At 41.9% G+C, this 15991-nt stretch carries 14 protein-coding genes; 1 reads left to right on the plus strand and 13 read right to left on the minus strand.

Annotated elements, in window-relative coordinates:
• Positions 1 to 193 precede the first annotated feature (193 nt).
• Positions 194 to 1738 (minus strand): peptide chain release factor 3, encoded by a 1545-nt coding sequence (locus YYK_RS05855; protein ID WP_012028326.1) that lies wholly within the window; start codon positions 1736 to 1738, stop codon positions 194 to 196.
• A 236-nt stretch (positions 1739 to 1974) separates the two neighbouring features.
• Here YYK_RS05855 and YYK_RS05860 point away from each other — a divergent pair, with 236 nt between their 5' ends.
• Entirely contained in the window at positions 1975 to 4311 is a 2337-nt protein-coding gene (locus YYK_RS05860) for a cation-translocating P-type ATPase (RefSeq protein WP_014735631.1), read from the plus strand.
• Between the two features lie 30 nt (positions 4312 to 4341).
• Here YYK_RS05860 and YYK_RS05865 read toward each other — a convergent pair whose 3' ends face one another.
• From YYK_RS05865 to yycF, 12 genes are all read right to left on the minus strand, one after another.
• Positions 4342 to 4971, minus strand: a complete 630-nt coding sequence (locus YYK_RS05865; protein ID WP_231112255.1) for a YwaF family protein — start codon at positions 4969 to 4971, stop codon at positions 4342 to 4344.
• Positions 4972 to 5130: 159 nt separating this feature from the next.
• A complete protein-coding gene (locus YYK_RS05870) occupies positions 5131 to 6492 on the minus strand; it encodes a UDP-N-acetylmuramoyl-tripeptide--D-alanyl-D-alanine ligase (RefSeq protein ID WP_014735630.1) in 1362 nt (453 codons plus the stop codon).
• A gap of 128 nt (positions 6493 to 6620) precedes the next feature.
• Positions 6621 to 7001 (minus strand): OsmC family protein, encoded by a 381-nt coding sequence (locus YYK_RS05875; RefSeq protein WP_012775215.1) that lies wholly within the window; start codon positions 6999 to 7001, stop codon positions 6621 to 6623.
• An 87-nt stretch (positions 7002 to 7088) separates the two neighbouring features.
• The gene (locus YYK_RS05880; protein ID WP_012775216.1) at positions 7089 to 8135 is read right to left on the minus strand and encodes a D-alanine--D-alanine ligase; all 1047 of its coding nucleotides are present in this window, start codon (positions 8133 to 8135) and stop codon (positions 7089 to 7091) included.
• A 104-nt stretch (positions 8136 to 8239) separates the two neighbouring features.
• Entirely contained in the window at positions 8240 to 8836 is a 597-nt protein-coding gene (recR, locus tag YYK_RS05885; RefSeq protein WP_012027296.1) for a recombination mediator RecR, read from the minus strand.
• A gap of 8 nt (positions 8837 to 8844) precedes the next feature.
• Positions 8845 to 10920 carry a penicillin-binding protein PBP2B gene (gene pbp2b, locus YYK_RS05890; protein ID WP_012775443.1) on the minus strand — a complete coding sequence of 692 codons (2076 nt, stop codon included), beginning with the start codon at positions 10918 to 10920 and terminating at the stop codon, positions 8845 to 8847.
• A 76-nt stretch (positions 10921 to 10996) separates the two neighbouring features.
• The gene (locus YYK_RS05895; protein WP_012027298.1) at positions 10997 to 11746 is read right to left on the minus strand and encodes an ATP-binding cassette domain-containing protein; all 750 of its coding nucleotides are present in this window, start codon (positions 11744 to 11746) and stop codon (positions 10997 to 10999) included.
• 162 nt (positions 11747 to 11908) lie between these two features.
• Positions 11909 to 12451, minus strand: coding sequence for an ATP-binding cassette domain-containing protein (locus YYK_RS05900; RefSeq protein ID WP_012027299.1), 543 nt, complete (start codon positions 12449 to 12451; stop codon positions 11909 to 11911).
• Positions 12438 to 12710, minus strand: coding sequence for a hypothetical protein (locus tag YYK_RS05905; RefSeq protein WP_014735627.1), 273 nt, complete (start codon positions 12708 to 12710; stop codon positions 12438 to 12440). The genes YYK_RS05900 and YYK_RS05905 overlap by 14 nt, the downstream gene beginning before the upstream one ends.
• A gap of 255 nt (positions 12711 to 12965) precedes the next feature.
• Positions 12966 to 13769, minus strand: coding sequence for an MBL fold metallo-hydrolase (locus tag YYK_RS05910; RefSeq protein ID WP_012027300.1), 804 nt, complete (start codon positions 13767 to 13769; stop codon positions 12966 to 12968).
• A 6-nt stretch (positions 13770 to 13775) separates the two neighbouring features.
• Positions 13776 to 15125, minus strand: coding sequence for a cell wall metabolism sensor histidine kinase VicK (gene vicK / locus YYK_RS05915; protein WP_012027301.1), 1350 nt, complete (start codon positions 15123 to 15125; stop codon positions 13776 to 13778).
• Complete coding sequence (gene yycF, locus YYK_RS05920; protein WP_004298854.1) at positions 15118 to 15822, minus strand: response regulator YycF; 705 nt, start codon at positions 15820 to 15822, stop codon at positions 15118 to 15120. Before yycF ends, vicK begins: the two co-directional genes overlap by 8 nt.
• Between the last annotated feature and the right edge of the window lie 169 nt (positions 15823 to 15991).

The raw sequence follows: 15991 nt of genomic DNA on the forward strand, positions 1-15991 counted from the left end.
AGTTATCTTTATCAAGGTAAGCTGATTACCATCAGCTCTCATCTACCACTAGAAAAAGTTCACTGAACCTCGACGCAGTAGGCGTCACAACAAATCACTCTTCGCATTGCTCGAGTTCTTTGGACGCCGCCCTTGCGAGGGAAAGACGACGAAATCAAATCAACTTTGTTGATTACTGATTTCTGTCTTTCCGCTACATCTTCTCTTCCAACTCCACATCCGGATACTTGTCCGCGAACCAGCGGAGGGCGAAGTCGTTTTCAAAAAGGAAAACTGGTTGGTCAAAGCGGTCTTTAGCTAGAATGTTACGACTTGATGACATGCGTTCATCCAGGTCTTCTGGCTTGATCCAGCGGACTGTCTTTTTACCCATTGGAGCCATGACTACTTCGGCATTGTACTCGCCTTCCATGCGGTGTTTGAAAACTTCAAACTGGAGCTGACCAACGGCACCCAGCATATACTCGCCTGTCTGGTAGTTCTTGTAGAGCTGGATAGCTCCTTCTTGCACCAGTTGCTCAATTCCCTTGTGGAAGGATTTTTGTTTCATGACATTTTTGGCAGAAACTTTCATGAAAATTTCAGGGGTGAAGGTCGGTAGCGGCTCGAATTCAAACTTGTTCTTGCCTACGGTCAAGGTATCTCCTACCTGATAAGTCCCTGTATCGTAAACCCCGATAATGTCACCCGCTACTGCATTTTCCACATTCTCACGGGACTCGGCCATGAACTGCGTCACGTTGGACAACTTGGCTCCCTTACCTGTACGAGGCAGGTTAACCGCCATACCGCGTTCAAATTCGCCCGAAACCACACGGACAAAGGCGATACGGTCGCGGTGACGAGGGTCCATGTTGGCTTGGATTTTGAAGACAAAGCCTGAAAAATCTTTATTGAGCGGGTCAATGACATCCCCTGTCGTTGTCTTGTGACCATGTGGCTCTGGAGCAAATTCCAAGAAGGTGTCAAGGAAGGTCTGCACACCAAAGTTTGTCAGGGCTGAGCCGAAGAAAACAGGTGTCAAATCGCCGTCCAAAATCGCCTGTTCTGAAAATTCATTCCCAGCTTCCGCCAGAAGTTCAATATCATCCAGAACTTGTGCATAAAAGGGGTTAGAACCAAAGAGCTTGTCACCCTCGTCCAAGCTTGCAAAACGCTCATCACCTCGATAGAGTTCTAAACGTTTGTTATGGAGGTCATAGAGTCCCTCGAAGGATTTCCCCATACCAATCGGCCAGTTCATTGGATAGCTGGCAATGCCCAAGACTTCTTCCAACTCCTGCAACAAATCAAGTGGCTCACGACCGTCACGGTCCAACTTGTTGATAAAAGTGAAAACAGGAATGTTGCGGTGCTTAACAACCTCAAAGAGCTTTTTGGTCTGGGCCTCGATACCCTTGGCAGAGTCCACCACCATGACAGCCGCATCCACCGCCATCAAGGTCCGATAAGTGTCTTCTGAGAAGTCCTCGTGCCCTGGTGTATCTAGGATATTGACCCGCTTGCCTGCATAGTCAAACTGCATGACAGATGAGGTAACAGAGATACCACGTTGCTTCTCAATATCCATCCAGTCAGATTTGGCAAAGTTACCAGTCTTTTTCCCCTTGACCGTACCTGCTTCACGAATCTCACCCCCAAAGTAGAGCAACTGCTCGGTAATGGTGGTTTTACCCGCGTCCGGGTGAGAGATAATCGCAAAGGTGCGGCGTTTCTTGATTTCTTCTTGTAGTGACATAATGTTTCCTTTTCATTTTTTGTATTTTGATTCATAGCAGAGCTGAGCTCTTATCCTATTCGATTTACATTGGATTCATCCTTATTCTTTACTAGACAACTCTCTTATTATATCGGAAATAAGGGAATTTTTCAAACTATTGAAGAATAGGTCTACAGACCTATACTATTGTATTATAAATATGTTACAATAAGTATGAGATGTATTCTATATACTAGAAAAAGAAAGATAAAATAATGAACAAACAAATAAAAGGTTTATCAACCAAGGAAGTACAAGAACGTATTCAAAACCAGCAAACCAATCATTTTAAGACAAAGACCAGTGCCAGTAATTGGGAAATCTTCAGACGAAATGTGTTTACATCTTTTAACGCACTAAATTTTGCCATTTTCTTAGCCTTACTAGCTGTTCAGGCATGGTCCAACCTTTTCTTCTTCGGAGTTATTGTCCTCAACGCTGTTTCAGGAATGCTGACAGAATGGCGAGCACGACGAATGATTGACAAACTCAACCTGATGAACAAGGATTTTATCCGAGTTGTTCGCGATAGCGAGACAATATCTATTGCACCAGAAGATATTGTCTTAGATGATGTTCTCTTGCTGTCTGCTGGCGAACAAGTTCCTAGTGATGCTATTGTTTTAGAAGGTATAGCCGAGACAAACGAGGCCATGTTAACCGGTGAAAGCGACTTGATTGTGAAAAATACTGGGGCTGAATTATTGTCTGGTAGCTATCTAGTTAGCGGACAGATTTATGCAAAAGTCATCCATGTTGGCGCAGAAAACTATGCCAATAAGCTCATGCTTGAGGCGAAAACTCACAAACCTATCGTCTCTCGTATTCTTTACAATATGGATAAAATTGCTAAATTTACAGGAAAAATTATCATTCCATTCGGACTTGCTCTTTTTCTAGAAGCCTTTTTCATCAAAATTCTTCCCTTAAAAGACTCAGTTATTACCAGCTCTACTGCCCTACTAGGTATGTTACCAAAGGGAATTGCTCTGCTGACCATCACTTCTCTCTTAACTGCCGTTATCAAACTGGGAATGAAAAATGTCCTCGTACAAGAAATGTATTCCGTCGAAACACTTGCCCGAGTTGATGTTCTTTGTTTGGATAAGACCGGAACGATTACTCAGGGGAAAATGACCGTCGAAAACCTGCTCCCCTTAACCAACCATTATTCACTTGACACTATCCAACAGATACTCGCTACCTATATCCAGACAAGTGAGGATACTAATTCAACAGCTCAGGCCATTCGAAAAGAATATGGTGATTTAGAGCACCACTATAAAGCTAGTCACATCATCCCATTTTCTAGTGATAGAAAATGGGGGGCAATGACAATAGAAAACATTGGTCACATTTTTCTAGGGGCACCAGAAATGTTACTAACACAAAATCCTCCTTCTGTTTCTGAGGCACAGGCTCGTGGTTCCCGTGTCCTGATTCTTGCGCTTAGCCAACAGTCCCTTCTTTCTTCTCAAAATCAGCTACCTGAGAATATTGAACCTCTAGCTCTATTAGAAATTGCCGACCCAATCCGAGAAGACGCCGCAGAAACACTGGCCTATCTTCGCTCGCAAGAAGTGACACTAAAAATAATCTCTGGTGACAATCCTGTGACAGTCTCACACATTGCCAGGGAAGCTGGATTTGCTGACTACGATAGCTATATCGATTGTTCCAAAGTTGACGACGAAGAACTAATTGCCAGAGCTGAAACAACCGCCATTTTCGGTCGCGTATCCCCACATCAGAAAAAATTGCTCATCCAAACCCTCAAAGCACAGGGACATACTACTGCAATGACCGGTGATGGGGTCAATGATATTCTTGCACTACGCGAAGCTGATTGTTCCATTGTTATGGCAGAAGGCGATCCCGCTACCAGACAAATCGCTAATCTAGTCCTCCTAGATTCTAAATTTCGCGATATTCCTGAGATTCTCTTTGAGGGACGACGCGTTGTTAATAACATCTCCCACATTGCTCCCATCTTTCTTATCAAAACAATCTACTCTTTCTTACTTGGCCTTATCTGTATCGCTAGTATTGCCCTAGGTAAAGCAGAATATTTGTTAGTTTTCCCATTTATTCAAGTACAAATGACCCTCATTGGTCAATTTGTCGAAGGTTTTCCTCCTTTTATCCTAACTTTTGAACGAAATATCCGCCCTGTAGAAAAACATTTTCTCAGAAAATCTCTTCTCTTAGCCCTACCAAATGCTCTCATGGTTGTTCTCAGTGTCCTTATTTTCCATTTAATGCAAGTATTTGGATACTTAAACTTGCATGACATGCAAACCCTTTCTTATTATGTTCTTGGTTCAACAGGTCTACTGGCTGTCATTCGTGCCTGTTTGCCACTGACAAAAGCTCGACTGGCTCTTATTATTTATTCCGTTTTCGGTTTCTTCATCAGCTCCCATTTCCTACATGGTCTGATTGAAATCCACCCCCTAAACAGTCACACATTGCCAATCTATTCTGGATTAATGCTCATTTTTATCCCTGTCTTTTTCTGGATTAGCTACAAACAAGGCGCATTTAAAAACTAAAAATAAGACTTGAAAAACTAATTTCAAGTCTTATTTTTTCAATATATGCGAATTCATTTGTTTGCTTTCTTTTTTCAAATAGGCAATCAGCATAGCTTGTATACTCAAAATAGAGAAACAGAGTAGGCAGGTTACCAAGAAGAAATTCAAAGGAAGATTATTAGTATTCACTAAAGGTGCCTGTCTCAAAAATCCATAATTTCCACCAGTTAAAAGAGCTACTCCTAGAATCAGCATATTCATAATAAGCGTATATTTCACTACCTCTTTTCCCTTCAACATCTCCCCTTCTAAATCAGATAACAGGTACAACATACAATTAACCGTCAAGGCGTAGTGACCAATAACAAAAGTAAAGAAGGTCAGATGTGGAAATGCAAATGGGTCAAATACTGGATGAATAAAGGCCGCAAGCGATCCAAAAAGACCGAGATAGGCAAAATAACGTTTCAAAGGTCCGGGCTTCGCCCAAAGAATAAAGAGCATGGCCAAGCGACAATGATAAAAAGGAAGACTCTCTGAAAGAGGAGAATCAGCTACGATATACCAAGTATAAAGGGAGACAATCTGTATAAATTGAAGCCACCAAAAAACAATATGAAACCATCTTTTTTGATAACAACGAAAACAAAGATGGAGCATGAAAAACCAAATAATCATGAGAAACAGATGTTCCAATACGTTCAGGTTCGGTGCTTCAGAAATCTGATTGCTAAAAAAATCACTCATCTTATTAAAATCCTCTCTTTCCTCAAAAGTTAGTATATCAACTTTTCGATGTTTTGACAAGACTTGCTAAAAAAGAGAGGTCTCTCCTCTCTACTTTTCTATTGCTTCCACTACTTTCCCAAGATTCATGGAATTAGAGCCTTTAAAGAGGATTTGGTCCTCTTTTCCTAGACTTTCCCTAACCTGTTTAACCAGATCTTCAAATTGATCCTGCTCTGCATTTTTCCTAAAGAAATAGACTTTTCCAATCGGGAACATCTGACTAGCCAACTGGGCCAGACCTTCAATATCCTGACCGTAGAAAATGACGGTGTCTAGCACATCAGGCGACAGGCTCAAAATCATCTGATTGTGGAGATCGACGGACTGGCTCCCCAGTTCTTTCATATCTGCTAAAACGGCGATTTTCTTGCCGCCTTCGTTTGCAGAAATGCTAGTGAAAGTTTCCAAAATCAATCGCATGGCCGTTGGGTTGGCGTTGTAGACATCGCTGAGAATATCTGCTCCGTTTGCTGCCTTCTTCCACTCGGTGCGGTTTCGGGTCAAGTTTAGACTGGCTAGGGCTGACTTGATTGCCTCATCAGGCACACCCAAGGTCTTACCTACGTAGCTTGCTACCATGGCATTGGTGGCATTGTACTTACCCGTTACTGGGAGGAAAATGTCGCCGTCCATAAAATTGACGGTGAAGGTCAGGCTATCTTTTGACTCGACCAGACTGGTCACCTGCAAATCAGCCTGCTCACCGAAGCGAATGAGGTCTACATGGCTCGGCAAGAGCTTATCCGCAATCGGATCTGCTGGGATCAAGAGTTTACTACCTGGCTCCATTCCATCTGCAATCTGTAATTTTCCTTTGGCAATCTCTTCTCGTGAGCCGAAAAATTCTAAATGCGCTTCACCAAAAAGGGTAATAACTGATAGACTTGGTTTGGCAATTTCGGATAGAAGATGAATATCTCCCAAGTGGTCTTGGCCCATTTCCAAGACCAGTTTTTCTGTATCATCAGGCATGTGGAGGACGGTGTATGGCAGACCGATTTCGTTGTTGTAGTTGCCTTGTGTCTTATAAGTCTTGTAAGTCGTCGCCAGAACATCGTGAATCATGTCCTTGGTGGTCGTTTTACCGTTTGATCCTGTCACAGCAATGACTTCTACCCCTGTTTTCTCTAGGTAGTAAGCCGCTAATTGTTGAAGCGCAGCCAAGCAGTCCTCTACTAGAATGTGAGGAACATCAAGGCTAACTTCAGACAGGGTTACTACGCAGCCATTTTCAAAAGCCACAGGAATAAAGTCATGACCGTCACGCGCACCTTTAAGGGGAACAAAGAGGTCGCCAGTTGTGACGAGTCGACTATCGAACTCGACCTTGTTGAATGCAGTATCGGTATAAAGACTAATATCATTTTTTGCGCCCAAGACCTGAGCGACTTCGTGTAGGGTTAATTTCATTGTTTTCTCCAATAAACTAAAAAAGAGCTTTCGCTCTTTCTATTATACCACTTTTTATCGAACTTGAGTGAGGACACCATCTTTCATCTCATAAACCTTGTCGCATTTCTTCAATTGCTAAAAACATCTTACTCCACACTTTCTAAGACATAAAAACTTGTCTCAAACTGCAAGTCTTCCCTCAAAAGAGCTTTGACTTTACATTTCTTTTCCACATAGGCAAGAATCTCTTTCTGCTTCTGCGCTGAAACCGACTCACCAATTCCAATCAACACCTCAAAACGCTGATTGTCCAAGCGACTCTCCACCTGAACAGGCATGGTTTTATTGCCTTCTTGGCTGGCATAGTAGCCCTGCACACACATGGTGATACAGGCAGCTAAGCCAATATTAACTAGACTAACCGGAGTCTCACCCTTCTCCGTTACCCCAAAGGTACGAACCGATTCGCCATATCCTTGAGAAAGAGCCTGAAACAGACCTTCCCCTTTTACTGTCGTTTGATACATAAACACCTCCAGAACTTGTTCCATTTTATTTCTTTTTGCAAACCTTTGCAAGAAAAAAGATTGGAATGATTCCAATCTTGATAATAATTAAATGAGGTGACTTTCGCGTTTTTCAAACATTTCCTTAGCCAAACGAACAAGCTCTTCAATCAAGTCTGGATAAGCTAGGCCCATATTATCCCAAAGGAGTGGATACATAGACCATTGGGTGAAACCTGGCATGGTATTGAGTTCGTTTAGGAAGATGTCGCCGTCTTCAGTCAGGAAGAAATCACAGCGAGAAAGTCCACAACCACCGATAGCACGGAAGGCCTTGGCAGCATTATCACGCATGATATCCATGATAGACTCATCAATCTTAGCTGGGATTTCCATGGTGATTTTGTTGTCGATGTATTTGGCATCGTAGTCATAAAAAGCAACGTCTTTGACTACTTCGCCAGGAAGTGTCGTTTTCACGTCAGCATTTCCCAAAAGACCGACCTCAATCTCACGCGCATTAACACCCTGCTCAACGAGGACACGGCTATCATACTTGAAGGCCAGATCAAGTGCCTTACGCAAGCCAGCTAAATCCTCAGCTTTTGAGATACCGACACTTGACCCCATATTAGCTGGTTTTACAAAGACCGGATAAGTCAATTTTCCTTCAATCTCTGCAATCTTATCGTCGATATTTTCACCCTCGATAACTGCCACATAAGGTACCTGGGAGATTCCTGCTGATTCAAGTACGCGCTTGGTAGTGATTTTGTCCATAGCAACGCTTGAAGACAAGATATTAGTGCCAACATAAGGCATACGAAGCACTTCCAAGAAGCCTTGAATAGATCCGTCTTCTCCCATTGGGCCATGAAGAACAGGGAAAACAACCGCCTTTTCTTCATAAATATCGCTCGGACGGATTTTTTGCTCTTCAACAATCGTCGCGTTTGTCATGAGTTTTTCATCGGCAGACGGTGTTTGAGAAAACTCTTGCGTCTTAATAAAGTCCCCGGTCTGGCTAATGAAATAGGTTTTGACAAAAAATTTATCATAATTGATAGCACGCATGACGCTTTCGGCAGACAGAACAGATACCTCACGCTCTGCAGAACGCCCACCATATAGTAAAATCAAGGTTTCTTTTGACATATATTTTCCTTCCTGTATCAACGCTATTACTCTTAGTATAGCATAATTTAACAAATCATAGCTATCCTATCTCAAAATTAGGAACGTATCTAACTACAGAACTGCTATAGCTCTGTGCGGTTTTCAATAGCCCTCAACAGGGTCACTTCATCTGCATATTCAATATCACTGCCTACCGCTAAGCCACGAGCTAGTCTAGTTACTTTGATTCCAGCAGGTTTAAGGACACGTGAGATATACATGGATGTAGCCTCTCCATCTGCTGTTGCATTAGTCGCCACAATCACCTCTGTCACCTCATTTTCCATCAAGCGGGTCAGCAGAGTTTTCAGGTTAATATCGTCTGGCCCAATCCCGTTCATAGGGGAAATCAAGCCATGCAATACATGGTAGAGACCGTGATACTCTTGGATATTTTCCAAGGCTGTAACATCTCGACTATCCTCTACAATCAAAATAGTAGACTGGTCTCGCGTTGAGTCCTGGCAAATGGCACAGGGGTCCTGATCTGTCAAATTACCACAAATGGAGCAATAAGATAGGTCTCGCTTGGCTGCCAATAAATTTTTTGCAAACTCATTAACGACATCATCCTCCATGCCAATAGTATAAAAAGCTAAACGGGTAGCCGTTTTTATACCGATACCTGGCAATTTAGAATAGCTATCAATTAACTTGGCAATAGGTGTAGGGTAAAGCATAAGCCTCCTTAATTCATTGGGTGAAGTGATTGATATAGATTGATAATTTCTTGAGTAATTGTCTTAGTAGTTGTTGAACTTTGATTGGTCAAGTTTGGTAGGACAACTGCTACCGCAATTTGAGGATTATCACTAGGCGCATAAGCAACAACGTTGGTATTGACCGCAGTAACCACATCACCAGAAGCTGTCGTTGTGTAGGTTTCGGCTGTACCAGTCTTGGCACTGATGGTCACGGCCGCACCACGACCGATAGCACTACCTGTATTAAAGCGCCCACTACCATTGACAACTTGGTAGAAACCTTGACGAAGAAGAGACATATCCTCAGCGGAAATATTAACCTGATTCATCTCCTTACCAGATACGGTTTCAATTAATTCCCCCAAACCACCTTGGGCATTATTCCCATAAATTCCCTCAACGAGGTGTGGAGAAATCCGTGTCCCGTTATTCGCAATGGTCGCTGCATACTGTGCCATCTGCATCGGTGTATAGTTATCAAACTGTCCAAAAGCGTTGGTAATAAAGTTGGCTGTCGTATACTTATCTGGTAAAAATCCTGTAGATTCGAGTGGAAGGTCAATACCTGTAGAAGCACCAAGACCATATTCTGCAAAAGTCGAACGAAGCTTAGTCATGGCGTTTTTCAATGTATCACCATCATTCAAATACATGTTAGCTGAGTAGGTCTGACCGAGTAGTCCCAAAGCAATCTTAACCATATAGATGTTAGAAGAATATTCCAGAGCCTCTGTCGCATCAATATTAAAACTACCATAGGCCCCATACCAAGATGTAATTGGTGCTGAACCTGCAAAATAGATTGGTTCATCTAATTGAATCTGATTACCACTGATAACTCCATTTTCCCAACCAGAGCTGATTGTCGCTCCTTTGACGATGGAACCTGGTGTAAAGACACTTGTAATCGTACCAAGAGCATCCTCCGTAATAGTACTTGAGCCTTTTTCATGACTATATCCTGACATAGCAAGTACTGCACCTGTAGAAGGATTTAATGCAACTGCATAAACACCTTCCGAGTAAAGCGCACTACCAGTAGCTAGCTCACTTTCAAAGTATTTTCTCAAAATAGCATTGACCCCATCTTGAAAGGCTAAATCAATAGTCAGTTTAATATTATTTCCCTGCTGTCCTTCTTGGATTGTCTCAATACTTTCGATATTTCCATTTCTATCTAGGTTTATTTGTTTTTTCTCACGTTGACCTTGCAAGACTTCTTCATATTGTTTCTCGAGGTAGGCAGTTCCCACACGGTCATTTGAAGAGTAGCCCTTGGATAGATAGTATTCTGCATCTTCTGCAGGCAAACCAGCCTGTTCACTCGTTACTGTACCGATAATGGAGCTGAGGGAAGTTGGTAAAATCGTCCGTTGCCAGTTATTGGTCGTTGAAATGCCTGGAAGTTGACTTTCATTGGCTACGATATGAGCAACCTGTTCAGAAGTCAGAGTATCCGTTACCAAATTAACAGTAGAGAAGTAAGTAGCTCCATTCATCTGCTTGAAGAGTTCAATCGCTTTATTGTCTTGCTCAGAATATTGTAATGCTTCGGCAGGGATACTATCAACTGCATTAGAATAAATTGTTGATTCGCTCAAGTAGTTACCATCGGAATCGTATTTTTTATCTTTTGGCAAGGCCTCGACTACCTGACGATAAACCTCTTCATCTGCCAAATAATAATCAGCCTTATCACGTTGAGTAATTGTTACGTCTGAAACATTGACCCACTGCAAGAGTTTATTAGCTACTTCTTTCATTTCCTGAGCAGACATCTTGTTGGGACGTGTGAAGGAGACGACCTGCTGAATCTCGTTTTCAACCAAAGGTTTTCCCTGCGCATCGTAAATCTGCCCGCGAATAGAGCCATTGCTGATGATTTTCTGACTGGCAGTAGACAGCTTATTACTATAAAAATCATGATTGATGATCTGCATATCTGCCAGACGCAATATCAAAACTAGGAAAAGGAAAATCACGATAGAAAATAAAATATTTAAACGAAGGGAAATAAAATTTCCATCATGTTCCAAAGGCTTGTTCTTTCTTTTTTTCACTTCAAAGACCTCATTCTAGAAATATCCTTCTTATTATACCACAGGCAAAAAATATTTTTTAGACAGAGCCTCCTTTTCAGAAAATATTTTCTTGTGATTTCTTCACGAGACAAGCTTGCACTATCTCCCATTGACTGTGAACAGATGTTTCCACAAACTGTTGATCATGGGAAATCAAGGGGACACTTCCTTCATATTCTTTCAAGAATGTTTCCAAAACCTCAATAGCTGCCATATCTAGAAAATTTGTCGGTTCATCTAGTATCAAAAGATTTGCATCCGCCAACAATACCTTAGCTAAGGAGAGACGAACACGCTCACCACCAGACAGATTTGCTACCTTCTGCTGAGCCTTATCGCAAGAAAGTCCTAACATACCTAATAAATTGAGAATCATCATCCTATCTTGAAGAGAGGTACAACTAACATTTTCAAAAGCAGTCTTTTCTTCATCAAGGTTTATCAAATCCTGTGCAAAATAAGCAATTTTTAACTTAGGATTATAATAGCCTGCTAATTCTTTCCTAAATAATTTTCGGACAAAACTAGTCTTTCCAGAACCATTCGCCCCCACTAAGGCTAACTTCTCTCCAAACGTCATCCCTATCTGAGGGACATCAAATAGATACACTTCATCCATCAAAACTTGACCAGCCTGCAAGCGAAAGAGACTGTGAAGACCCGTATCCAAGGCACCTTTCGCTTCCATCTTTACCCACGTTTCCTTTCTAGGTTGTTCAACCTTGTCCAAACGCTCTATCCGTTTTTCCAAATGCTTGGCAGTCTTGGCCATAGACTTGGCTTGACTATCATAGGACCCCATCATGGCACTGACTTTCCACTCAGACGATATTTAGAATAAATGTCCACATTCACTTCTCAAAGTTCGCGTCAACATCTCAGCGCAGTGGTTGATTGGCAGATTTGTTCGTTTCTTACACTCCAAATCTGACCTAATCAACTGTGCGGGGGTGGGATGACGAAGTTTTTATAATTGGTTGACTTCTATCCCACTCCCTCTCTTCCCCATCTTCTGAGCCTTGGCTTGACGTTCATGTTGGGCTTTTTTCATTTGGGCAACTTTTTTCTGATAGGCTTCATAAGACTCCTGCTGTCCTTCTCGCCTAGCCCGGCGACTTTCTACAAACGCCTCGTAATTTCCTAGATAAACCTGAACCTTTTCTTCTTCTAAATGCCAAATGTGACTGGCTATTTGATTGAGAAAATGCCGATCATGACTAACAACTAGTAGACTACCTCGATAGCGTTTGATTTGTTTGATTAGCTTTTCCTGGTGTTCTTGATCCAGATTGGCAGTCGGTTCATCCATGATTAACAACTGTGGTCTTTGGGCAAAAGCCTCTTGAATAGACTTCCAAACCTGTTCCCCACCTGAAAGCGAGCTCCTTTCCTGTAACTGGGGTACATAGGCCCAGTCTGCTTTTACCTCAATCTGACCGGCAAAATCCCTATCCAGTCCTAGTAAGATTTTCAAAAAAGTAGACTTGCCAACTCCGTTATTTCCAACCAAACCAACCTTTTGACCAGCTAGCTTGAAGGCTCAACTGCTTGGGAGCAGGAAAGAACTCGACCAAGATAAAAAGAGTTCGTCTTCCCGCCCCCGCACAGTTGATTAGGTCAGATTTGGAGTGTGAAGCACGAACAAATCTGCCAATCAACCACTGCGCTGAGATGTTGACACGAACCCTGAGAAGCGAGGTTAAGCTTTTTGCCCAGCCTCTACGTCCCGCAAATTCCTTCTCTAATCGAATACATTTTATTACTTCCATATAGACCTCTTTTCTTCACAAAAAGGGCCCCAATTCTGCAAAATGGACACAGAAAAAAGCCATGCAAAACATGACCATTCCCTATGGGAAAAGTCACACGAATAGTAAGCCCTTATGAGCAGTCTTATCCCTTGTATAGTCAGTTAATGTAACCTCACCACAAGTTTTAAGAGCAACTAATAAGTAGCTTAATTATTCATGTAACTTCACCTCGTATAATTAGTAATTTCAGTATAACTTAGTTTGTATCAATTGTCAAATCTTGGTCAAGGGAGTCGCTGTATCTGGCGATGTGTCATAGACTTGGAAATCCACTCCAACTCCTAAATCAGCCTGCGCCAACTGATTAACCATGGTCATGTGAGCCAATTCCTTGATATTGTTTTCCTTTGACAAATGCCCTAGGTAAATCTTTTTGGTCCGATTTCCCAACGAGCGAATCATGGCGTCAGCTCCATCTTCATTACAAAGATGGCCCTTATCTGACAAAATCCGTTGCTTCAAATTCCATGAATATGAACCTGCGCGCAAAATTTCAATATCATGGTTCGATTCAATCAAATAAGCATCGGCATTTTCTACAATTCCAACCATGCGGTCACTGACATAGCCTGTATCCGTCAACATAACAAAGGATTTGTCATCCTTCATAAAACGGTAAAATTGCGGGCATGCAGCATCATGGCTAACTCCAAATGACTCAATATCTAGGTCGCCAAAAGTCTTCATAGCACCCAATTCGAAGATATGTTTTTGAGCCACATCAATCTTGCCCAATTTGCTCTCCATAGCCTGCCAGGTCAATTCATTGGCATAAATGTCCATGCCATACTTACGTGCTAAAACACCGATACCATGGATGTGATCGCTATGTTCATGCGTTACCAGGATAGCATCAATATCCTCAGGCTTTCGATCAATTTCCGCCAAAAGACTGGTAATCTTTTTCCCTGATAAGCCAGCATCCACTAAGATTTTCTTTTTATCTGTTTCTAGGTAAAAACAATTCCCGCTGGACCCCGAAGCTAAAATACTATAATTAAAACCTTTTCCGATCATATTCTCCTATTCTTCCTCATCTGAATCATCCCACTCATCTAGTGCGATGTCCTTGCTATACGGCAAGACAATTGTAAACGTTGAGCCATGACCATATTCGCTTTTAGCCCAGATAAAGCCCTTATGTTGTTTTACGATTTCTTTTGCAATAGCTAAACCAAGACCTGTACCACCTTGGGCACGAGATCGTGCCTTGTCTACGCGATAAAATCGGTCAAAAATTCTAGGTAAATCTGCTTTCGGAATCCCCAGACCTTCGTCTGATACGGATACAATCAACTGGCTATCTGTGGTCTTCATGCTGAAGGTAATTGTCCCGCCGTCTGGCGAATATTTAATGGCATTATTTAAGATATTATCTAAAACCTGAGTCATCTTATCTGTATCAATCTCAACCCAAATAGGACTGATTTGATAGTCACGAACAATCGTATAGACCTTATCTGAATCAGCATTTTTCATTTGGTCAAAACGGTTAAGAATAAAGGTCACAAAAGCAGTAAAGTTTATCAGTTCGACATCTATCTGACCAACTTGATTATCAATGCGCGATAAGCTAAGGAGATCTGTAATCATCCGCATCATGCGGTTGGTCTCATCTAAGGATACCTTAACAAAACTCGGCGCCACAGACTCCGTCAGCGCTCCCTCATCCAGAGCCTCTAGATAGGATTTAACGGAAGTCAATGGCGTACGCAATTCATGACTCACATTTGACACAAACAGCCTACGTTCCCGTTCTTCCTTGGCCTGCTCGGTCATATCATGCAAGACGACAACCAGGCCAGAAATCAGACCACTCTCACTACGAATCGTTGCAAAATTAGCGCGTAAAGTCAGAAATTCTTCGTTTTCATTGGTGTGATCAATCACAATCTCAGGTGTCTGAGCCAACAAATCTCTCAATGTATAACGGTCTGATAAATCTAAAACCTCTAGCAGGTGATACTGCTCCTGCTTTGGGTTAGATAACCCCAACTGTTTCTGGGCCATATCGTTAATCATGATGATCCGTCCGATACGGTCTGTAGCAATAACACCGTCACTCATATAGGACAGGATGGACGTCAGACGTGTCTTTTCTTGTTCTAAATTATCATGAGTTAAGCGGATGACCTCGGACAAATCATTGAGGGAATTAGCCATGTCTGTGATTTCAGGACTTCCCCTCATGTCTAACAGATCTGCATAATTCCCCTCAATTAAGGCATTGACTTTTTGATTGAGTTGTTTAATTTGCTTATTATCCCAATAGTTTTCAATCAAAAGGACCGTCAGAGCAATTAGAAAGCCAATCAAAATGACAACAAACCAAAATTCTGCCGTGGTCATTAAATAACGTAATTGATTAATCATTTCCTTTTATAAAATATCCCACTCCGCGACGAGTAAGAATGTATTCTGGTCTGCTTGGTGTATCTTCAATTTTCTCACGCAGACGACGAATCGTTACATCCACCGTGCGGACATCACCAAAGTAATCATAACCCCAAACTGTTTCCAATAGATGTTCTCGAGTCATAACCTGACCTAAGTGTTTGGCCAGATGGTGGAGCAATTCAAACTCACGATGGGTCAGCTCCAGCTCTTTACCATGCTTCTTAGCAACAAACGCATCAGGCAGAATGACCAAATCGCCAATCACCAACTCTGGAGTTCCTGTTGACTCAATATTTGTCTGCGTCTCTGCCAATTCACTACGACGAAGAAGAGCCTTAACACGCGCCTGTAATTCGCGATTAGAGAAGGGCTTGGTCACATAATCATCCGCCCCTATTTCAAGCCCGATAACCTTATCAAATTCGCTATCTTTAGCAGATAACATCAAGATTGGAACATTGCTGGTCTTACGAATCGTTCGAGCAACCTCTAGTCCGTCCAATTCTGGCAACATCAAGTCCAAAATGACAATGTCAGGAAACTCAGCCTCAAATACTTCCAAGGCTTCACGTCCATCGAAAGCTGTCACAACTTCATATCCCTCACGCGTCATATTAAACTTAATAATATCTGAGATTGGTTTTTCATCATCTACAATTAATATTTTTTTCATTAGAATCTTACCTTTGCTTTATTTCTTCTATTATATCAGACTTACCTAAAAAATTCATATTTCAAAACCATCTGACACGGTGATGTCACATTTTATAACATACAACACATTAAATTGTCAGAATTTACTTGACATTGTATATAGGCAATGCTAAGATGGGAATACCTAA

The sequence above is a fragment of the Streptococcus suis S735 genome (genome assembly GCF_000294495.1).
Taxonomy (GTDB): domain Bacteria; phylum Bacillota; class Bacilli; order Lactobacillales; family Streptococcaceae; genus Streptococcus; species Streptococcus suis.